This is a genomic window from Azospirillum baldaniorum (assembly GCF_003119195.2).
Classification (GTDB): Bacteria; Pseudomonadota; Alphaproteobacteria; order Azospirillales; family Azospirillaceae; genus Azospirillum; species Azospirillum baldaniorum.
Genome location: NZ_CP022253.1, coordinates 1627735 through 1647428 on the forward strand (window position 1 = coordinate 1627735; position 19694 = coordinate 1647428).

The following is a 19694-nucleotide window of genomic DNA, read 5'->3' on the forward strand; positions in this document are numbered from 1 at the left end:
GATGAAGAAGGATGGGGGGCTGGCGAAGGCCCTGGCGCTCGGCGGTGACCGGCGCGCCTTTGGTGACATTCCGACGGTGGCGGAGGCGGTGGCCGCCGACCCCGCGCGGCTGCCGGAACTGGTCGCCTGCCTGTTCGACGGCGACGCCGGGGTGCGGATGCGCGCCGCCGACGCCCTGGAGCGGGTGTCGCGCGGCGATGCCCGTCCGCTGGACGCCTTCGCGGAACGGCTGCTGACCGACGCCGCAGCGATCGAGCAAGCGGAGGTGCGCTGGCACTTGGCGGCCGTCATTCCCCGCCTGACCCTGACGGAGGAGCAGCGCGGGCGCGCTGTGGCGCTTCTGGAAGGCTGGTTCGAGAACCGGGCCAGCCGGATCGTGCAGAGCGCCGCGCTTCAGGCGATGGTCGATCTGGCGGCGAACGACCCGGAGCTTCGCCCGGTCGCGGCGGACATGCTGGGCCGGGCCATGCGCTCGCGCATCCCGTCGCTGGCCGCACGGGCCAAGCGCATTCTCAAACCGTTCGAGGTGGACCGCGCGACTCTGGACGCCGCCCTGCTGCCGGAGACCAAGCCGCTCACCCTGTCGGTCCTGCCCGACCGGCTGGCGGTGGCGCGGCTGGCGCCGGGGGACGGGATGCCCGGCTGGCTCGACTGGACCGACCCGCTGGTCAGCGCCACCCGCACGGGGGAGGAGCTGTCCATCCTCTGCCGCGAGTCCCGCGTGCCGGAGGGCGTGACGGCGGAGCGGGGATGGCGCGCCTTCAAAGTGGAGGGGCCGCTGGACTTCTCGCTTTTCGGCGTGCTGGCGCGCATCGCCGTGCCGCTGGCCCAGGCGCGCGTGCCGATCTTCGCAATGTCCACCTACGACACCGATTACGTGCTGGTGCGCGACGAGGATGTGGAGCGCGCGGCCGACGCGCTGAAGCGCGTCTGCACCGTCGTGGCGCCCTCCTGACCGTCACGCCTGCGGGGCCTTCTCCGCCTCGACGGCGGCGAGCACGCCCAGCTCCTCCAACTGCGTGACGGCGCCGGTCAGGCTGGTGGCGACGCGGTCGGCGGCGGTCTGGGAGATGGCGTGCTCCGGCGCCTCGGCTTCGGGGTGGGCGCTCCACAGGCAGAGCAGGATCGGCACGTTCGGGCCGAAATGCAGGCGCAACCGGCGCACCAGCCGCCGGGCGTGCGACAGGGCGGACGGGTTCAGGTAGGACAGCACCACCGCCGACACGCCGGTCGGCGCCAGCGCGGCGATGGAGCGGACGGACACCTTCTCGCAGGGGATCACGTCGGCGCGCAGCCCGCGCGGGCGCAGCATGTGGCCGAGCAGCGCCGCCGCCGCCTCGTCCAGGTCGTTGCGGGCGCCGATGCACAGGACCAGCGGCGTGTCCTCCGCGGCGGGCGGGGAGGACTCCATCATCTCGTCCAGCAAGGCCACCATGCCCTCGGCCACCGCCTGCCGTCCCTCCGGGTTCAGGCGGTTGCGCTGGCGGTCCTGCTCGGCCAGCGACAGGGTGGGGATCAGCAGGCCGTGACCGGCCTCCACCAGCCCGCCCTTGCTCATCTTCTCCTCGGCGATCTCCATGGCCTCGATGGGGTCGCGGGCGAGCAGGCGCTGGTACAGCTTGGCCTCGTCGGGCAGGACCGGACGGTCGCCCAGCATCACCTCCAGGAAATGAAGCTGCGGAACGTGCCGCCCCAGCACCACGAGGCAGACGGTCAGCGGAGTCGCCAGCAGCAGGCCGACCGGCCCCCACAGCGTGGTCCAGAACACCGCCGCGACGATGATCGCCAGCGACGACAGGCCGGTGGCCGATCCGTAGAGCCAGGGCTCCACCACATTGTTGGAGAACAGCTCCACCGCCACGAACAGGGCGATGCAGAGCAGCGGCAGGGTCCAACCCCCATCGACCGCGAAGGACAGCAGGATCGGGAAGGCCGCGGCGATCGCCGGCCCCAGGAAGGGGATGAAGCGCAGCACCGTCGACAGCAGGCCCCAGAGCAACGGATTCGGCACGCCGATCAACCACAGCCCGACCCCGATGGGCAGGCCGTAGGTGACGTTGACCACGCACTGCATCAGCAGATAGCGGCTGACCCGCTCGCCGGCGTCGTTCATCGCCTCCGTCGTGCGGCTGAGGTCGCCGGACCCGGCCAGCCGGATCAGCCGGTCGCGCAGATCCTCCCGTTGCAGCAGCATGAAGATGGTGAAGACCAGCACCATGCCCGCCGTGGCGACCGGCGCCATGGCCGGCCCCAGCACGTCGCTGATGATGGTCAGCGCGTCGGAGCCGTCCTGCTCGATCCGCACCGGCACCGGCTCCCGCGCAGCGCCGGGGGCGGGCAGGGCGCTGGCCGGAGCCGTGGCGGCGGGCGGGGTGTCGCCGGTCACCTGCTCCAGACCCTGCTTGAGGTCGCGAAAGGCTTCGGTCGCCTGCTGCACCACCCCGCCGCTGCCCGCCGACGTGGCGCGGGAGCGCAGCGAATCCAGCTTGGCGTGCACATTCTGCTGATAGCTGGGCAGGTTGTTGGCGAGGTCGGCGATCTGCCCGCCGACCACCATGCCGAAGCCGGCGATGCCCGCGAAGACCAGAACCACCACGGCCAGCACCGACGGAATCCGGCCCAGGCGCAGCCGCTCCAGCCGACTGACGATGGGCGCCAGGACGAAGGTCAGCAGCACCGCCAGCGCGATGGGGACCAGGATGTCGCTTCCCAGATACAGGGTCGCCACCACCAGCGCGATGACCAGCAGCGTCGTCTGGGTGGAGGCGGGCGGGGCGGCCTTCGGCACCGGAATGGGGCGGGCCTGCAACCGGCGGGCGGTGTCTTCGGCCATGATCTGCGGAGCCTCGGGGGAGAGTTGAGAGAGTGCAGAACACGGCCGGACGCGGCGCGTTCCGGCGCGTTGGGCGTGATCGCCGCAAGACACCGTGACGATTGCGGTCGACGGCCTGTTTAAACCCGCGTGGTTATCTCGTCAGAAGGAGGGGGCTATGCGTAAGGTTGCTGTTCCGGTCCTGTCGGCGGTCGCGCTTTTGGCTTTGGGGGGCTGCGCCGAGACGTCGAGCTGGTTCGGTGGGGGAAGCGAGCAGGCATCCCGCCCGATGTCCGAGCAATCGCTCCAGACCGCCTCGCGGATCGAGCCGCAGGCCATGCTGGGCAAGTCGGTCGTCGCCTATGACGGGCAGAAGGTGGGACAGGTCGAGGACGTGCTGTTCAACCGCAGCAACCGCCCGAGCCAGCTGGTGGTCTCGACCGGCGGCATCATGGGCATCGGTGGGCACAACGTGGCGCTGGACATCGACAACGTCCGCTACAACCAGCAGCAGGACGCCCTCGTGGCGACCCAGCTGACCAAGGACCAGTTCGCCAACCTGCCGGAGTTCCAGTATGGCGGGAACATGGTCTCGCTGAACCGGCAGAAGACCCCGCACTAAGCGGCGTCAGTCCTCCGGCTTGCCGGAGCGCAGACGCTTGATGTCGGACCGCTGACCCTTGGCCTCCAGGCGACGCTTCTTGGAGCCGAGGGTCGGCTTGGTCGGGCGGCGGCTCTTCGGCACCACCGTTGCGTCGCGGATCAGGTCGATCAGCCGCTCCCGCACGTCCTCGCGGTTGCGCAGCTGGCTGCGGTAGGTGTCGCCGACGATGATCAGCACGCCCGCCGCCGTCATGCGCGAGCCGGCCAGCCGGACCAGCCGGGCCTTCACGTCGTCGGGGATGTTCGGCGAGGCCGCCACGTCGAAGCGCAACTGCACCGCGCTGTCGGTCTTGTTGACGTGTTGGCCGCCGGGACCGGAGGCGCGGATGAAGCTCTCCTGAAGCTCGCTCTCGTCCAGGCTGATGCGCGGGGTGACCCGGATCATCAGTCGGCCGCCGCCGTCACGCCTTCCTGCTCCTCGACCCCGAGGTCGAGAAGCGGGAGGAAGCTGGCGGGTTCCTGCGCGCCGGACAGCGCGTAGCGCCGGTTGAAGATGTAGCAGGGAACCGCCTGAAGGCCGAGCTGGCGCGCCGTGGCGTCGGCATTGAAAACCGCCGTGGTTTCGGCATCGCCGTTCAGAAGATTTTTGATCTCCGTGAAATCGAAGCCCAGACCGGCGGCGGTCGCGGCCAGCGTGTCGCGGTCGCCGATGTCCAGCCCGTCCACGAAATAGGCGTGGAACAGCGCATCGGCCATCCGGTTGCCCAGCCCATGGCGGGCCGCGATGCGGATCAGCCGGTGCCCGTCGAAGCTGTTGGGCGTGCGCCGGATGCGGTCCAGCCGCAGCGGCAGGCCGTCGCGCTCCGCCGTTTCCTCGACCACCAGATGGATCTGCCGGGCCCGCTCCGTGCCGCCGAACTTGGCCGCCAGATAGGCGCTGCGCACCATGCCGCCCGCCGCCATGTCCGGGTTGAGCTGGAAGGGCTGCCAGCGCAATTCCACCTGGACGCGGGGCCGGTCGGCCAGCGCGCGGGCAAGCCGCCGCTTTCCGATGTAGCACCAGGGGCAGATCAGGTCGGCGTAGGTTTCGATCAGCATAGGCCCACTATCCCCCATTCCCGCCCCGCCGCGCAACCGCCCTGCCCATGGGGCGCCCTGCCGCGTTCGGGCAACCGCCTTTGCAACCCTTTGTTAACCCTTGCCGCCGGAGAGTCGCCCTGTTGCGCGGATGAGCGTCCGCGGCGGTCGGAGGCGTGTGGCGATGGCGAATTCCTATGTGGACGGCAAGGTGCGCGACGCGCTGGTGGCGGCCAAGGGGAGCCGGGCGACCGCGCAGAAGCTTCTGATGGCCTGGGCGGTCGAGGACCCGCAGCTCCTGCTGGGCATCTCGCAGCCTTTCCTGAAGGCCATCGCCGCGGCGGCGATCGAGCGGGGTGTCCGCCCATCGGCGCCCAACCGGTCTGCGCCCGCGCAGCCGGGCCGGTCCCGTGGTTCTGCGGATTCGGCGCTGAGCAAGGAGGCGCTGGCCGACGTGCTGAGCCGCCTCGGCCGCGATCCCGGTGAGGACGCACCGGCGCCGCGCGGCCGCACCGGCTCAGCCGCTCCGGTCAAATCCGCCACCATGGTGGTTCCCGCCGGCAAGGGCGGGCAGGGCGGCGTCACCCATGAAAAGGCGATGATGACCCTCGCCAAGGCCTTCGTGGCGAAGAAGATGCGCTGAGAGCCGGAGCAGGTGGTTTGCTCCGCCGGGCTTATTGCTCCGCCGCGGTCATCATCCGTTCGATCCAGCCCGGCTGCCGGGGTTCCGGCCGGATGTCCGGCGGCGGGCTCGCCAGGGCGGTGTGGCCGTTGCGGTGCGGGTCGGGGATGTGGTGGCAATCCACGTCGGCCAGCGTCTTGTAGCAATAGAGGCGGGAGCGGTCGACGTAGACCTTCTCCGGGCAATACTGTCCGGTTTCCGAGAAGGACACGGACGAGCAGTCGCGCCCGGTCGCCGCGGACACCACATGATCGCCGAGCGTCTTCTTGGTGCTGGTGACGGAGGCGAGATCGGCGCCGACGCTGGCAACCATCATCGGCCCGCTGCAGGCACCCAGAGGAAGGGCCGCCAGCGCCAGCACCGCGATTGACTGAGCGAGCCTCATCACCCCTTGCACCCCGTCCCGTGTTCGTGTCCGATTCCAGGCCAACCTCATTAAGAAGCCGTGAATCAGCGCAGCAGCGTGCAGATTCGCGACCGGCACTGCACCAGCACGAAGGTGTCCTTGTCCTCCGTGCAGCCCACCTTGAACACGGTCTGGCCGGAGCGGCCGGTGACGTAGCTCATCACCTCCACCTTGGCGGGCGTGCAGTTGCCCAACGACTTCGCGGCCTCCTTCGCCTCGGCCTGCCCGGCAGAGACGTTGGCGGCCTGGACCGTCGGCGACGCCGACAGGCACAGCGCGAGGGCGCCGAGGGCAGCGGGGCGGAGAGCGGGGACGCGCATGGCCGGATCGGTGGGCTGGTGAGGGCAGACGGAGTTTATGGCACGGGCGTCGCGAATTCGGCTGTGCAAAAGTGGTAACCGCAGGCTCACGCGCTTTTTGCGGGTTCGGCGTGCCGGTGGGACAGGAAGAAGCGCAGCATCTCCCGCGTGGCGTCCGGCCCCTGCGGGTCGGTGTAGGTGCCGTCGGGGCTGCCGCCGGACCAGGCGTGGCCGCTGCCCTGGACGATCCACTGCTCGAACAGCGTTGCTCCATCGCGGTCCTTGTGGACGGTGCGGGTGAAGCCGCGCCCGCCGGGTGCCTGTCCCTCCTCGGTCTTCGCGGTCAGTCCTTCGGCGTTGGCGGTGGCCTGCGCCATCACATGGTCGCCGTTGCGCGGGTGCACGACCTTGTCCGCGTCGCCGTGGAAGACGATGGCCGGAACCACCGGAGCCCCGGCCGCCGGCCGCTGGCCGGGCGATGAGCCGGCCTTCATCGCCAACAGGGCGGAGGGCACGCCGCTGGCCGAGCCGTAGGGCAGGCCGGAATGGACGCCCACCGCGGCGAACAAGTCGGGATATGTCGTCGCCAGCACCATCGCGGCGGAGCCGCCCGCCGAAATCCCGGCGACGTAGACGCGCTGCGGGTCGGCCCCTTGCTCCGCCAGCACCTGCCGGGTGGCTCCGGCGATCAGCGCCGGTTCGCCGCGTTCGCGGCGCTGGTGGTCCGGGTTGAACCAGTTCCAGCATTTCTTGTCGTTTGCCGCGGGGGTCTGCTCCGGATAGAGGACGAGGCAACCGGCCTCCTCGGCGAGACGGTTCATGCGGGTTCCGACGGCGAAGTCCTCCGGCGACTGGGTGCAGCCGTGCAGCATGACCAGCAGCGGACGCGGTCCTGCCGCCACACCCTTCGGCACGAACAACCGGTAGGCGAGCGAGCCGGAGTCGCCGGTGAAGACCCCGGATTCCATCGGCTCCGTCACGGGGACGGGTTTCGGCGGGGGCGGCGGGACGGGCGCGCCGCGGCGGAACAGTTTTCCGGTCAGGCGGCGGAGGAAGGCTGCGGCGCGGGCCAGGGCCGGGCGGGGCCGGGTGGTGTCGGTCACGGTCGGCGGCTCCGGGATCGTTCGGGAGGGAAGGCGGCGGATGGTACGGGACGGAGGTGGCGGATGGTACGGGACGGAGGTGGCGGAGGACAACCGCCGATCTGCGCTCCGGTCCGGCAACTCCATGGCGGTTTGCGCCGGGGCGCCAACTGCGCTAACCATCCGGTTCCGCAAGCGCCCGTCCGCCAAGCGTCGCCCAAACCCGCAAGCGTCCAGATGGTCCGACCGTCATGAGCACCGACATCACCCTCGTCCTGGGCGGCGCCCGCTCCGGCAAGAGCCGCTACGCCGAGGGGCTGGTGACCGCATCACCCGGCCCGCGGGTCTACATCGCCACCGCCCAGATCTGGGACTCCGAGATGGCCGACCGCGTCGCCCGCCACCAGGAGGACCGCGGCCCTGGCTGGACGACGGTGGAGGAGCCGCTCGACCTGCCCGGCGCGCTGCGCCGCCACGCTGGCGTCGGGACGGGCGTGCTGGTCGATTGCCTGACGCTGTGGCTGTCCAACCTGATGATGGCCGATGCCGACGTGCCCGCCCGTTCCGCCGAGCTGCTGGCCGCTTTGGCCGGGGTGGAGGGGCGGGTGGTGCTGGTTTCCAACGAGGTGGGGCTGGGCATCGTGCCGGACAACGCGCTGGCCCGCCGCTTTCGCGACCATGCGGGGCGGCTGCATCAGGACATCGCCGCCGTGGCCCAGCGGGTGACCTTCGTCGCCGCCGGGCTGCCGCTGCTGCTGAAGGGAGAGACACCATGAGCGAAGACGCCAACCAGAACGAACGCCACGCCGAGAAGATGAAGCGGCGCAAGGCGCTGCACGACCGGGTGATGGCCAGCAAGACGCAGGAGAAGGGCCTGCTGATGGTCAACACGGGCAACGGCAAGGGCAAGTCCACCGCCGCCTTCGGCCTGATCCTGCGCGCCGCCGGTCACGGCATGCGCGTGGGCGTGGTGCAGTTCGTCAAGGGCGCCTGGTCCACCGGAGAGACGGTGGCGCTGGAGCGCTTCGACGACCTCGTGGACTTCTTCACGATGGGCGAGGGCTTCACCTGGGAGACTCAGGACCGCGAGCGCGACATCGTCGCCGCCAAGGCCGCCTGGGCCAAGGCACAGGAACTCATGGCTGACCCCAAGTACAGCCTCGTCGTGCTGGACGAGCTGAACATCGTCCTGCGCATGGGCTATCTGCCGGTGGAGGAGGTGCTTCCGGTGCTGACCGGGCGGCGCGAGGGGCTGCATGTGCTGGTCACCGGCCGCACCGCCAAGCCGGAGCTGATCGAGGCCGCCGACCTCGTGACCGAGATGACGCTGGTCAAGCACCCCTTCCAGGCGGGCATCAAGGCCCAGCCGGGCATCGAGTTCTGAGCCATGCCGCGCGCGATCATGCTCCAAGGCACCGGCTCCGACGTCGGCAAGTCGCTGCTGGTGGCCGGGCTGTGCCGGGCGCTGGTCCGCCGCGGCCTGACCGTGCGGCCCTTCAAGCCGCAGAACATGTCCAACAACGCCGCCGTCACCGCCGACGGCGGCGAGATCGGACGCGCCCAGGCGCTCCAGGCGCGGGCCTGCGGGGTGGCGCCGTCCGTCCACATGAACCCGGTGCTGCTGAAGCCGCAGTCGGACGTCGGGTCCCAGGTGGTGGTCCGCGGCGTCGTGGCGGGCACGGCGCGGGCCGGCGACTACCAGTCGCGCAAGGGGCAGCTTCTCCCCACCGTGCTCGACAGCTTCGAGCGTCTGAAGGCCGAGGCTGACGTGGTGGTGGTCGAGGGCGCGGGCAGCCCGGCCGAGGTCAATCTGCGGGCCGGCGACATCGCCAACATGGGATTCGCCACCGCGGCGGGCGTGCCGGTGGTGCTGGTCGGCGACATCGACCGCGGCGGGGTGATCGCCAGCCTCGTCGGCACCCACGCCCTGATTCCGCCGGAGGAGCGGGCGCTGGTCGCCGGCTTCCTCATCAACAAGTTCCGCGGCGACGTGCGGCTGTTCGACGGCGGCCTGTCGGTCATCGCGGAGCGCACGGGCTGGCCGAGCTTCGGCGTCGTGCCCTGGCTGGCCGACGCCGCCCTGCTGCCGGCGGAGGACGCGGTGGCGCTGGACACCTGGAAGACCCGCTCCGGGGGGCGGCTGCGCGTTGCCGTGCCGATGCTGTCGCGAATCGCCAACTTCGACGATTTCGACCCGTTGGCCCAGGAGCCGGACGTGGCCCTGTCCATGGTGCCGCGCGGCCAGCCGTTGCCGGGCGACGCCGATCTGGTCATCCTGCCGGGCAGCAAGGCGACCATCGCCGATCTGGCGGTGCTGCGCGCCCAGGGCTGGGACGTCGATCTCACCGCCCATCGCCGGCGCGGCGGGCGGGTGCTGGGCATCTGCGGCGGCTACCAGATGCTCGGCCGGCGAGTCGCCGATCCGGACGGCATCGAGGGACCGCCGGGCGAGGCCGAGGGGCTGGGCCTTCTGGACGTGGACACCGTGCTGAAGGGGCCGAAGGTGCTGGAGGAGGCGACCGGGACGGAGACCCTCACGGGGGCCGCGGTCGCCGGCTACGAGATGCACATGGGCCGCACGGAAGGGGCGGACCGCGCACGCCCGATGCTGACCCTGGCGAACGGACAGACCGATGGCGCGGTGTCCGCCGACGGGCGGGTGATGGGCTGCTACCTGCATGGCCTGTTCGGGGCGGACGGCTTCCGCGCCGCCTTCCTGACGGGGTTGGGGGCCGAGACGTCCGGCCAGTCCTACGCGGCGACGGTCGAACAGGCGCTCGACCGCATCGCCGCCCGGCTGGAGGAGCATGTGGACATCGCCGCCCTGCTGGCCGCGGCGCGATGAGCAGGGGCTTCATGAAACGGATTTCATGATCCCGCAACGCTGGGGTCAGGCGGGGGGCGCTACAACTGCAGTCATTGACGACGTTTGATTACTGGCGAGTCATCCACCGGCGGTTCCCGCCGCCGGCCACACACGATCCGGAATGTTCCCGCATACCCTCGGATCGTTTCTTGCGGCGGTGTGCATTGGGTTTTTGCCTTGGATCGGCGTCCCCCGCCCAGGCTTCCCCCCAAACCCTTGCACACCGCCGTCTTCTTTTCCCCTCCCGGCCTTTTTTGGAAACCGCCGCGCTTGACGCGGAGCCCCCTCGGCGGGCTTGAATGGGTGCCACAGGCCCCGTGTCCCCGCTGCCGAGACTCCATTCCCGTGCGTCCCGTCGTTCTCTTCCCCCTGTTCCGTCCGGTGACGGCGCTCCCCGGCCTCGGTCCCCGGCTGGGCAAGCTCGTCGAAAAGCTGGCCGGCCCGCAGGTCGTGGACCTGCTGTGGCACCTGCCGTGCGGCGTCATCGACCGCCGCTACGCCCCGAAGATCGCCGAGGCGCCGAACGGGCGGATCGCCACCATGACGGTGCGCATCGATTCGCACGCCGCTCCGCACAACTCCCGCCATCCCTACAAGGTCCGCTGCACCGATGAGACGGGCGTGCTGGAACTGATCTACTTCCATGTGAAGGGCGACTGGCTGGAACGGCAGATGCCGGTCGGCAAGACGGTGGTGGTGTCCGGCAAGGTCGAATGGTTCCACGACACGCCGCAGATCACCCACCCCGACGCCGTGGTCCCGCTGGAGTCGAAGGACGAGATCGAGGCGGTGGAGCCGGTCTATCCGATGACCGCCGGGCTTCCGGCCAAGACGCTGCGCAAGGCCGTGCGCGCCATGCTGAACGACGTGCCGGAGCTGCCGGAATGGCAGGACGCCGCGTGGCGCTCCCGCAATGGCTGGCCGACTTGGCACGAGTCGATCCGCCGCGCCCACACGCCGGAGGACGAGGCCGACCTCGCCCCGACCAACCCGATCCGCCGCAGGTTGGCCTATGACGAGCTGCTGTCGAATCAGCTCGCCCTGACGCTGGTCCGCATCCAGCAGCGTCGCCTGTCGGGTCGAGTCATCCAGGGCGACGGGCGGCTGCGCGCCAAGGTGGCCGCGGCGCTGCCCTTCTCGCTGACCAACTCCCAGGCCACATCCCTTGCGGAGATCTACGAGGACATGGCGGCGGAGCGGCGGATGCTGCGCCTGCTCCAGGGCGACGTCGGCAGCGGCAAGACGGTGGTCGCGCTGATGGCGATGCTGAACGCGGTGGAGGCCGGTCATCAGGCCGCCCTGATGGCACCCACCGAGATCCTCGCCCGCCAGCACGCCGAAAGCCTCGCCCCGCTGTGCAAGGCGGCGGGGGTGGACCTCGCCCTGCTGACCGGGCGTGACAAGGGCAAGGCGCGGCAGGCGGTGCTGGACCGTCTGGCCTCGGGCGAACTGCCGCTGCTGGTCGGCACCCACGCGCTGTTCCAGGAGGACGTCGCCTTCAAGGACCTCGCCCTGGCGGTGATCGACGAGCAGCACCGCTTCGGCGTCCACCAGCGGCTCCAGCTCTCCGCCAAGGGGCGGGCGGTGGATGTGCTGGTGATGACGGCGACTCCGATCCCGCGCACGCTGACCCTGACCGCCTACGGCGATATGGACGTATCGCGCCTGACCGAGAAGCCGGCGGGGCGCAAGCCGATCCAGACCGTGACCATCGCGCTCGACCGGCTGGAGGAGGTGGTGCACGGCATCCACCGCAAGGTGCAGGAGGGGGCACGGGTCTATTGGGTCTGCCCGCTGGTCGACGAGTCGGAACAGACCGACCTCGCCGCCGCGACGGAGCGCCACGCCTTCCTGCGCGCCACCTTCGGCGACCGGGTCGGGCTGGTCCATGGCAAGATGCGCGGGCCGGACAAGGACGCGGTGATGGCCGCCTTCCAGGCCGGGAACCTCGACGTGCTGGTCGCCACCACGGTGATCGAGGTCGGCGTGAACGTGCCCGAGGCCACCGTCATGGTGATCGAGCACGCCGAGCGCTTCGGCCTCGCCCAGCTTCACCAGCTCCGCGGCCGGGTGGGGCGCGGCGAGAAGCCGTCGTCCTGCCTGCTGATGTTCGACCCGCAACTGACCGAGACGGCCCGCGCCCGCCTGAAGACGATGCGCGACACCGAGGACGGCTTCGTCATCGCGGAGGAGGATTTGCGGCTGCGCGGCGCGGGCGAGGTGCTGGGCACCCGGCAGTCGGGCCTGCCCGAGTTCCGCATGGCTGATCTTGCGGTGCACGGCGACCTGCTGGCCGCCGCCCGCGACGACGCGAAGCTGATCGTGGACCGCGATCCGGACCTCGCCGGCGAGCGCGGTCAGGCGCTGCGGACTCTGTTGTACCTGTTCGAGCGGGACGCGGCGGCGAAGACGTTGCGGTCGGGGTAGGAGCGCAGATCAAGACCCCGTTTTCATGGGCGCAAACCATTGATTTTGCTCGGTCCGATCAAAATCTTGATCGGCGCCTCAAGTCTGTTCTCCAGCAAGCTTCTCAAGCCTGAAGTGCGCGCGCTTTTTCGCGCGAGCCTGCCCGTCGCCGTGTCTCCAAAGAGTGCCTCTTTTTCAATGCATCACCGCTGCCAAGTCGGCAGGAGAAATGCTCGTCTGCACTCCTTCAACGAAATGCAACGCATACGCAAATATTCAAATAATTTGTGTCCGTGTCTAATGATTAGATAACTAATGGTTGGTGCACTTTTGTATTTTTCTCTTGAAAATTGTTTTCCTGTCGGCTAATGATGAATCCTCATCAATGGAAGCATAAATTGAATAAGGAGTTCGTCATGGCTGTGATTATTGGAACGGCGGGCGCGGATTATCTGCCTGGAACCGCCGGGGATGATAGTATTGTTGGCCTTCAAGGAAACGACGAAATATACGGCGGTGGCGGAGATGACTGGATCTACGCCGATGATGGAAATGATTACGCTGATGGCGGCTGGGGACGGGATCGTGTTTACGGGAACAACGGCAACGATACGCTCCTCGGCGGAGGAACAGCGTCCGGATTGAGCAATGCCGATACGCTATACGGCGGCTCTGGTGATGATTTGTACTATCACGACTTTGCTCTTGGCGGAATTACCGTTGTTGATGATCTCTCAGGGAATGAGTTCAATAATTTTGACTTTCTTTACATGGTGAATGCCACATCGCTCACGGTGACTTGGGGCGATGATCGATCCACATTTTACATTTACCAGAGCGGCGAGCTTAACGATGGCAGCTTCGACAATGGCATCATGATTCGCGGAATGCTGACGAATCTCGGAAACGATGGTGTTGGTACCATTGAGGGGGCCGCAGTCAACGGATCGCTCGTCAGCGGCTGGGGCACTCTCGCGCACTCGTCATGGAACAGCCTGTTCTCCTGAGTGATTCTTGGAAGAGAGTAATTGAATATTAATAATATTGATCAACGCTCATACGTAGATCGCGTGAGAAATTCAAAGCGCCTTGTCGGCTGGGCGTTGATCAATGTTTGAGTTTGGCGAAATGTGTCCTGAATTTATTAACGCATATGTATGTGGTTTTGCGTGTGATTGGTGTCTTCATGATCATTTTTGTTTATGATTAGCACAATGCCTCTTTTCCTAACTGGCGAGGAATCCGGCGATGAGCATTTCCGAAGTCTCCTCACAACTGGGCGGATCAATCCAACGCACATCGTCTTCCGTTCCGTCTCCGTCCGCTTCGTCGGCGTCAGGAGGCGGAACAGGGCGGGCGATCGGTGGGACCACCGGAGGGATCGCGGACAGTGTGTCGTTGAGCCCTCTGGCCTCTTCTCTGCGCGATGAGTCTTTGACCGCGTTCAATGCGCTGTCTGCTGAAACACGGACGCAGTTGTCGTCGTTGGTCGACAGCGGCAAGCTGACCGGCGAAGACGTCCATAATGCGCTCAAACAGCGGCTCAAAGAGTCCCGTCTCACGGCGTACTCGGCGACGTTTCGCATGGCTCACAATGATAATGCGGGGCTTTTCTCCAGCGACGACACCACGTCGGATGATTTCAGAAAAGCTCTCAGCGTGACCAGTGCGAAGCGAGAGGAGCTTATGGGAAAGCTGTCCCTGCTGGATCAGCGTGGTCAGGGAGCGTCGGAGCAGTATGGGGAGATATCGACTTCACTGATGGCGCAGGGCACCAACCCGGCGCTGTTGCTTGCTCAATCCGGTAACCAGCGTATGAACCTGGATCCCTTCCAGGGCTTCAGCATCACGCAGCCCGCCGACTCGCGGATGGCGTACACACGCAAGGAAGCCGATGCGGCTTATAAGTTGAAGGACGCCGGGGTTGACCTGTCCTCCATTGACAAGGCCCTTCGCTCCCTCGGAGAGCGTGATGCGGCTTCTCTGATTGCCGAGCGGACAGGGCAGCCATCCACCCATACGGTTGCGCAGGACCGTGAATTCACGTCGGACGATTCGTTGTTTCCCTCGGTCTCCCTTCCTGCATCGCAAGCCAGGACGGACGCTCCGGTGATGGGCCAGCGGGTTCAATTGCGCGAAGAGGTCATGGCGGCGTGGGAAGCGATGCAGAAGGGCGGAGTTGGTGCCTTCGAGGACGCGAAATCCGCTCAGCAATACCGTGAAGGCATCCGTGTGAGCTACTGAGCGGGTTGAGGGCGCTGGTGACCGTCAGGCGCTTTTGCGCTCCCGATCCAGCTTGTGAAGCTGCGGCGGGGGCTTGCGGTCGGGCGGGGTGACGATGCCGCCGGACATCACCAGCTTCAGCCCGTCCTCCACCGTCATGTCAAGAACGGTCACCTCGCGCCGCGGCAGGATCGCCAGATAGCCGGCGGTCGGTGGGGCGCAGGGGATGAAGACGTGCACCATCTCCTCCTCGGAGATTTTCTGGATCTCCGGGTGGGCGCCGCCGGTGATGAAGCCCAGCGACCACATGCCGTGGCGCGGGAACTCCACCAGGACCACCTCGCGGAAGGCCTTGGACTTCTTGGCGAGCACCGTCTCGACGATCTGCTTCACCGCCCCGTAGACGGAGCGGACGACCGGCATGCGCTCCACCACGCCCTCGCCGATGCGCACCACCAACCGCCCGACATAGCCGGCGGCGAAGGCACCGATCAGGGTCAGCACAATGATCAGCGTCAGCACCCCAATGCCGGGGATGGAGAAGGGCAGGTAGTTTTCGGGGTTGTAGGCGGAGGGAATCAGCGGGCGCACATGCCCGTCGATGAAGGCCAGCAGCCACCAGCCGAGATAGACCGTGACCGCGATCGGCGCCGTCACCAGAACGCCTGCCAGGAAATAGGCGCGCAGCCGCCCCGTCAGGCCGATGCCGGCGGGCCGGTGGTACGTGCTCTCGTCCGCCGCGCTCTGGCTGCTCTGCTCGTTCCGATCCACCGCCCCACCCCCGAAAATCCGACGCCCGATATAGTGATACAGGACATGGCTTCTGCTCAATCCACAACGACGTATCGGACGGCGGGAAAGAGTCGCGGGAGAGCAAGCGAAGGAACTCCCTCCGGGGGGCTGGTCCGCCACCCCTGCGCGCATCACATCGCTGAGGATGACCCATACCCCCCGCATCCTCTCGCTCGCCACGGCTCTGCCGCCCCATCGTCTCGACCAGGAGGAGGCCCTCGGCGTCGCACGGGCCGTCTTCGGACCGCGGATGCGCGACTTCGAACGGCTGGTGCCGGTCTTCGCCAACACCGGCATCGAGACGCGCCACGCGGTCATGCCCATCGAGTGGTACATGGAGCCGCGCGGCTGGCCGGAGCGCACCGCCGCTTTCCGTGACGGCGCCCTGGCCTTGCTGGAAGAGGCTGCGGGGCAGGCGCTGGCCCGCGCCGATCTGAGGCCGCAGGAGGTGGATACCATCGTCTGCGCCTCGACCACCGGCATCGCCACGCCCAGCCTGGAGGCGCTGCTGCTGGAACGCATGGGCTTCCGTCCCGATACGGTGCGTCTGCCGCTGTTCGGGTTGGGCTGCGCCGGCGGCGTGCTGGGGCTGACCCGTGCCGGGCAGATCGCCCGGGCCATGGCGGGGCGGACGGTGCTGTTCCTGGTGGTGGAACTCTGCACGCTGGCCTTTCGCTCGGCCGAGGCGACGCCGACCAACGTCGTCGCCAGCGCCCTGTTCGCGGACGGCGCAGCGGCGGCGGTGCTGCGCGCCGATGCAGAGGGAGAGGGGCCGCGGCTCGTGGATGGGGCTGAGCACACTTGGCCGGGCACGCAGGACGTGATGGGCTGGCGGGTCGAGGATGACGGTCTCGGCGTGATCTTCAGCCAGAGCATCCCGGCGCTGATCCGCAACCGGCTGGAGCCGGTGCTCGACGGCTTCCTGGAGCGGCGGCGGCTGGCCCGCGGCGATCTCGCCGGGCTGATCGTCCACCCCGGCGGCGCCAAGGTCCTGCACGCGTTGGAGGAGGTCTGCGCCCCGGTGTCCGCCGGGCTGGATGACGCCTGGGCGGTGCTGCGCCGCTGCGGCAACATGTCGGCGGCCAGCGTGCTGTTCGTGCTGGAGCGGCGCATCGCCTCCGGCGCCCGCGGCCCGCACCTGATGACCGCGCTCGGCCCGGGCTTCACCGCCGCGATGGCCCAGGTCGACCTCTAGGAGCGCTTGGAATGGAAACGCCGCCGCTGGGCTGGCCCCACGTCATCCTGCTGCTGGTCGCGGCCCAGCGTCTGGGCGAACTCGTCGTCGCCCAACGCAACACGCGCCGCCTGCTGGCCGAGGGAGCGCAGGAGGTCGGGGCCGGCCATTATCCGCTGTTCGTCGGGCTGCACGCCGGATGGCTGGCCCTGCTGTTCGCCGTCGTTCCGGCGGACGCGCCGATCAACGGCTGGTTGCTCGCCCTGTTCGTGCTGCTTCAGGCCGGGAGGGTCTGGGTGATCGCCACGCTGGGGCGGTTCTGGACCACCCGCATCGTCACCTTGCCCGGTGCGCCGCTGGTACGGCGCGGGCCGTTCCGCTGGGTCCGCCACCCCAACTATCTGGTCGTGGCGGGCGAACTGGCCGTGCTGCCCCTGGTCTTCGGGGCGTGGTGGATCGCGGTGCTGGCCACGCTGCTGAACGTGCCGCTGACCTTGCACCGCATCCGTGTCGAGGACGGCGCGCTGTCCGGACGGCGCGCGCTCAGGTCAGCAGGAAGCACAGCATCGTGACGCAGCCGGCGATGGCCGCCCCGTCGAGATGGTTGGGGAAGGCGTGCCAGAAGGATTCGCGGGACTCGGGCTCCTCGCGGTCCATCTCGTCCAGCCACAGGCCGGCGGGCAGGCCGCCGTTGGCGCGCTCCGCCAGGGCACCGGACAGATGGGCCATCGACACAGCCAGATAGCAGAACTTCACGAAGTTCAGGACGAAGTACATCGGCCCGCCGGCCTCGGCGATGGGATCGGTCACGCCGCCCATCGCCGCCACGGCGGTCGCCATGGCGATGGCCGCGGCGAAGGGGATGGCGACGACCGACAGCAGGCGCTGCGAATCCACGCGGCCGGCGTAAGGGATCAGGCTGCGGGGAACGGGGCCGGAGGGCAGTTGGAACGACATGGCTCTCTCAATTCCGGTGGGCGCGTCCCGTCCGTTCTGCCGCTTTCAGGGTTAACGGGACGTTAGCGACACCCGTTGGAGGGAGGCGGTTCCACCTTTGCGCAGGGCCGGCTATGTTCAGGGTTGCGCTTGAGGGCGGTTGTCAGAAAAGGATGTTGCCCCGTGCCTGTTGACGCTGGACTGTCCCGGCTGGATGCGATCACGCTTTTGAGCCCGCTGTCTGCGGAGGAGCGCGCCACCCTGGCGCGCCAGTGCCGTTGGCGCCGCTTCCACGCCGGCGAGCAGATCATCGACCACCAGGGCGAATCGCGGGACGTCGTGCTGGTGGTTCATGGGCGCGTGCGGGTGTTGAGCCATTCCCCGGCGGGTCGCGAGATCAGTTTCGACGATATCGAGGCCGGCGGCTTCCTGGGCGAGATGGCGGCCATCGACGGGCTTCCCCGCTCGGCCTCCGCAATGGCTTTGGAAGAGGGGACCCTGATCGCCTTCCTGGCGCCCCAACCCTTTCAGGAATTGGTGTCCGGCCACCCGGAACTTGCCATGGCGGTCATGCGGCGGCTGTGCCGGGTCGTCCGCATCGCCACCGACCGTGTGATGGAACTGTCGACGCTGGGTGCCAACAACCGCGTCCACGCCGAACTGTTGCGGCTCGCCAAACGCGGGCGGGTGGAAGGGGCGACGGCGGTGATCGCTCCGATCCCCGTCCATGCCGACATCGCCAGCCGGGTCAGCACCGCACGCGAAACGGTCGCCCGCGTGCTGAACGATCTTGCCCGCGATGGACTGGTGGAGCGGCGGGCCGATGCGCTGGTCGTGCGCGACCTGCACCGGTTGGAGGCGTTGGTGGAGGATGTCCGGGCCGGCGTGTGAGGGGGGGCGGCCGGAAAGGCCGTATCAGTCCGTCCGCCCGAGAACGGTCAGGATCAGGGCGCGAAGCGATTCGGGATCATAGGGCTTGGGGAGGAAATGCCAGCCCGCGGCGCGGATCTCCGCCTGGGTGGCTGCGGACTCGTCGCCGGTGGTGATGATGACGGGCAGGGCGGAACCGACGTCCGCCAGAACTTCCCTGACCGACTCCGGCGCCTTGCCGTGCCGCCCCAGATGATAGTCGGCGACCAGGATGTCGGGGAGCGCCCCGCCGTTCAGCGCGTCCAGGAGGGCGGCGGGCGTCGGGGCGCTGACCAACTGCATTCCCCAATCCTCGAACAGGGTTTCCATGCACAGGCACAACACCATGTCGTCCTCTAGAAGGGCGACGGTCAGTGTGCCGGAGCTTGCGGATCGGCCGGCGAGGGGGGCGTCGGTCATGCGTTATCCAATGAACAGCGGGGTAAACCGGTGAACAGCAGGACGGCGATGCCGGTTGCCCGATACCGTCCGTCCAGTCTGTTTGGGAAAGCTGTTGCGGGGGGTGGCCGCTGTCCGCTCCGTGGTCGGTCTGCTTGGTTATCTGTGCAGGTAATTAAGATTCTATATCGAACGGCGCGCCGACGCATTGTCATAGGTTAATCGGAAGGGAATATCGAAGAGGATCGAAAAATCGGTCAGTCCCCCGCGCGCTTCCGGTCGGTCTTGGCATCCAAGGCGTGCTCCAGCTGCTTGGGCGCCTGGATCAGGTGCAGGTACAGTTCGTCGAACTGGCCGACGGAGGCGAGCTGCTTCACGTCGTGGACGGTGATCTGCTGTCCGGCCAGATCGATCAGCCCGATGTCGCGCAGCCGCCGGAGCGTCCGGTTGATGTGGACGATGCTGAGCCCCAGCGCGTCGGCCAGGATTTCCTGGGTGACCGGCAGGGTGAAGCGTCCCTCCTCGACCAGGCCGACGATGCTCAGCCGCCGCAGCAGTTCGACGATCAGGTGGGCGGTGCGCTCCAACGCGGTGCGGCGCCCGACGCTGAGGAGGCGTTCGGCGATGATCGCCTCCTCCTTGGCGCCCGACCAGGCGAGGGCGGCGGCCAGGCGGGGGAAGAGCTTGAACAGTTCGATGATCCGTTCCGGCTGGAAGTTGGCGACCTCCGCCGGGGTCAGGGTGGTGACGCCATGGTCCGCCGTCTCGAACAGGTTGCAGTAAAAGCCGATGATGTCCCCGGGCAGGACAAAATTGACGACCTGCCGACGCCCGTCGGGAAGCGCTTTGTGACGGATTGCCCAACCTTTGCGCATCACTCGCACGCAACCGTAGCGTTCGCCCTGCTGGAGAAGATCGGATCGCGAACCGTGCCGGGTAACATTGCGCTCCAACTCGTTGAGGAAACTCTTCTCCTCATCTGTCAAGCTCATGTAACTCGTTATCTTGCGTCCCAGTGGAGATGACGG

Annotated in this window: 22 protein-coding genes; 12 read left to right on the plus strand and 10 right to left on the minus strand. The window is 68.0% G+C overall.

Features of this window, described 5'->3' with window-relative positions; all coding sequences use genetic code 11:
* The first annotated feature begins 1 nt into the window (after nucleotide 1).
* Nucleotides 2–955: an ACT domain-containing protein gene (locus tag Sp245p_RS35395; RefSeq protein ID WP_109138442.1), complete on the plus strand. Its 954-nt coding sequence runs from the start codon at nucleotides 2–4 to the stop codon at nucleotides 953–955.
* Between the two features lie 3 nt (nucleotides 956–958).
* On the opposite strand, the gene Sp245p_RS07630 is transcribed toward Sp245p_RS35395, so the two are convergent.
* The gene (locus Sp245p_RS07630; RefSeq protein WP_014240673.1) at nucleotides 959–2833 is read right to left on the minus strand and encodes an AI-2E family transporter; all 1875 of its coding nucleotides are present in this window, start codon (nucleotides 2831–2833) and stop codon (nucleotides 959–961) included.
* 157 nt (nucleotides 2834–2990) lie between these two features.
* On the opposite strand from Sp245p_RS07630, the gene Sp245p_RS07635 reads away from it, so the two are divergent.
* Nucleotides 2991–3434: a PRC-barrel domain-containing protein gene (locus tag Sp245p_RS07635; RefSeq protein WP_014240674.1), complete on the plus strand. Its 444-nt coding sequence runs from the start codon at nucleotides 2991–2993 to the stop codon at nucleotides 3432–3434.
* Between the two features lie 6 nt (nucleotides 3435–3440).
* Here the strand turns inward: Sp245p_RS07635 and arfB are convergent, their stop codons facing one another.
* Nucleotides 3441–3860, minus strand: a complete 420-nt coding sequence (gene arfB, locus Sp245p_RS07640) for an alternative ribosome rescue aminoacyl-tRNA hydrolase ArfB (protein WP_014240675.1) — start codon at nucleotides 3858–3860, stop codon at nucleotides 3441–3443.
* Entirely contained in the window at nucleotides 3860–4513 is a 654-nt protein-coding gene (locus Sp245p_RS07645) for a DsbA family oxidoreductase (RefSeq protein ID WP_014240676.1), read from the minus strand. The genes arfB and Sp245p_RS07645 overlap by 1 nt, the downstream gene beginning before the upstream one ends.
* 163 nt (nucleotides 4514–4676) lie before the next feature.
* Between Sp245p_RS07645 and Sp245p_RS07650 the strand changes: the two genes are divergently transcribed.
* On the plus strand, nucleotides 4677–5135 hold the full coding sequence (locus tag Sp245p_RS07650) for a hypothetical protein (RefSeq protein ID WP_014240677.1): 459 nt from the start codon (nucleotides 4677–4679) through the stop codon (nucleotides 5133–5135).
* Between the two features lie 31 nt (nucleotides 5136–5166).
* Here Sp245p_RS07650 and Sp245p_RS07655 read toward each other — a convergent pair whose 3' ends face one another.
* The 3 genes from Sp245p_RS07655 to Sp245p_RS07665 all read right to left on the minus strand — a co-directional run bounded on the left by Sp245p_RS07655 (nucleotide 5167) and on the right by Sp245p_RS07665 (nucleotide 6982).
* Entirely contained in the window at nucleotides 5167–5559 is a 393-nt protein-coding gene (locus Sp245p_RS07655; RefSeq protein WP_014240678.1) for a hypothetical protein, read from the minus strand.
* 65 nt (nucleotides 5560–5624) lie between these two features.
* Nucleotides 5625–5900 carry a hypothetical protein gene (locus Sp245p_RS07660; protein WP_014240679.1) on the minus strand — a complete coding sequence of 92 codons (276 nt, stop codon included), beginning with the start codon at nucleotides 5898–5900 and terminating at the stop codon, nucleotides 5625–5627.
* An 86-nt stretch (nucleotides 5901–5986) separates the two neighbouring features.
* Nucleotides 5987–6982, minus strand: a complete 996-nt coding sequence (locus Sp245p_RS07665) for an extracellular catalytic domain type 1 short-chain-length polyhydroxyalkanoate depolymerase (protein WP_244439299.1) — start codon at nucleotides 6980–6982, stop codon at nucleotides 5987–5989.
* Nucleotides 6983–7212: 230 nt separating this feature from the next.
* On the opposite strand from Sp245p_RS07665, the gene cobU reads away from it, so the two are divergent.
* The 6 genes from cobU (at nucleotide 7213) to Sp245p_RS07695 (ending at nucleotide 14477) form a co-directional block, all read left to right on the plus strand.
* A complete protein-coding gene (gene cobU / locus Sp245p_RS07670; protein ID WP_014240681.1) occupies nucleotides 7213–7737 on the plus strand; it encodes a bifunctional adenosylcobinamide kinase/adenosylcobinamide-phosphate guanylyltransferase in 525 nt (174 codons plus the stop codon).
* The gene (gene cobO / locus Sp245p_RS07675) at nucleotides 7734–8345 is read left to right on the plus strand and encodes a cob(I)yrinic acid a,c-diamide adenosyltransferase (RefSeq protein WP_014240682.1); all 612 of its coding nucleotides are present in this window, start codon (nucleotides 7734–7736) and stop codon (nucleotides 8343–8345) included. The genes cobU and cobO overlap by 4 nt, the downstream gene beginning before the upstream one ends.
* 3 nt (nucleotides 8346–8348) lie before the next feature.
* A complete protein-coding gene (locus tag Sp245p_RS07680) occupies nucleotides 8349–9806 on the plus strand; it encodes a cobyric acid synthase (protein WP_014240683.1) in 1458 nt (485 codons plus the stop codon).
* 366 nt (nucleotides 9807–10172) lie between these two features.
* Nucleotides 10173–12254, plus strand: a complete 2082-nt coding sequence (recG, locus tag Sp245p_RS07685) for an ATP-dependent DNA helicase RecG (protein WP_014240685.1) — start codon at nucleotides 10173–10175, stop codon at nucleotides 12252–12254.
* Between the two features lie 395 nt (nucleotides 12255–12649).
* The gene (locus Sp245p_RS07690) at nucleotides 12650–13240 is read left to right on the plus strand and encodes a calcium-binding protein (protein ID WP_158310399.1); all 591 of its coding nucleotides are present in this window, start codon (nucleotides 12650–12652) and stop codon (nucleotides 13238–13240) included.
* Between the two features lie 241 nt (nucleotides 13241–13481).
* Entirely contained in the window at nucleotides 13482–14477 is a 996-nt protein-coding gene (locus tag Sp245p_RS07695; RefSeq protein ID WP_129557159.1) for a hypothetical protein, read from the plus strand.
* Nucleotides 14478–14501: 24 nt separating this feature from the next.
* Here the strand turns inward: Sp245p_RS07695 and Sp245p_RS07700 are convergent, their stop codons facing one another.
* Entirely contained in the window at nucleotides 14502–15227 is a 726-nt protein-coding gene (locus tag Sp245p_RS07700) for a DUF502 domain-containing protein (protein ID WP_014240692.1), read from the minus strand.
* 166 nt (nucleotides 15228–15393) lie between these two features.
* Here Sp245p_RS07700 and Sp245p_RS07705 point away from each other — a divergent pair, with 166 nt between their 5' ends.
* Together Sp245p_RS07705 and Sp245p_RS07710 are read left to right on the plus strand one after the other, a co-directional pair.
* Entirely contained in the window at nucleotides 15394–16443 is a 1050-nt protein-coding gene (locus Sp245p_RS07705) for a type III polyketide synthase (protein ID WP_014240693.1), read from the plus strand.
* A gap of 11 nt (nucleotides 16444–16454) precedes the next feature.
* A complete protein-coding gene (locus Sp245p_RS07710) occupies nucleotides 16455–16994 on the plus strand; it encodes an isoprenylcysteine carboxyl methyltransferase family protein (RefSeq protein WP_014240694.1) in 540 nt (179 codons plus the stop codon).
* Here Sp245p_RS07710 and Sp245p_RS07715 read toward each other — a convergent pair.
* Nucleotides 16966–17379: a hypothetical protein gene (locus Sp245p_RS07715; RefSeq protein WP_014240695.1), complete on the minus strand. Its 414-nt coding sequence runs from the start codon at nucleotides 17377–17379 to the stop codon at nucleotides 16966–16968. The two genes, Sp245p_RS07710 and Sp245p_RS07715, sit on opposite strands and share 29 nt — an antisense overlap.
* 162 nt (nucleotides 17380–17541) lie before the next feature.
* Between Sp245p_RS07715 and Sp245p_RS07720 the strand changes: the two genes are divergently transcribed.
* Nucleotides 17542–18249, plus strand: coding sequence for a Crp/Fnr family transcriptional regulator (locus Sp245p_RS07720; RefSeq protein ID WP_014240696.1), 708 nt, complete (start codon nucleotides 17542–17544; stop codon nucleotides 18247–18249).
* A 24-nt stretch (nucleotides 18250–18273) separates the two neighbouring features.
* Here the strand turns inward: Sp245p_RS07720 and Sp245p_RS07725 are convergent, their stop codons facing one another.
* Both Sp245p_RS07725 and Sp245p_RS07730 read right to left on the minus strand, forming a co-directional pair.
* Nucleotides 18274–18687 carry a response regulator gene (locus Sp245p_RS07725; protein ID WP_014240697.1) on the minus strand — a complete coding sequence of 138 codons (414 nt, stop codon included), beginning with the start codon at nucleotides 18685–18687 and terminating at the stop codon, nucleotides 18274–18276.
* Between the two features lie 236 nt (nucleotides 18688–18923).
* The gene (locus Sp245p_RS07730; RefSeq protein WP_014240699.1) at nucleotides 18924–19658 is read right to left on the minus strand and encodes a Crp/Fnr family transcriptional regulator; all 735 of its coding nucleotides are present in this window, start codon (nucleotides 19656–19658) and stop codon (nucleotides 18924–18926) included.
* Nucleotides 19659–19694 lie beyond the last annotated feature (36 nt).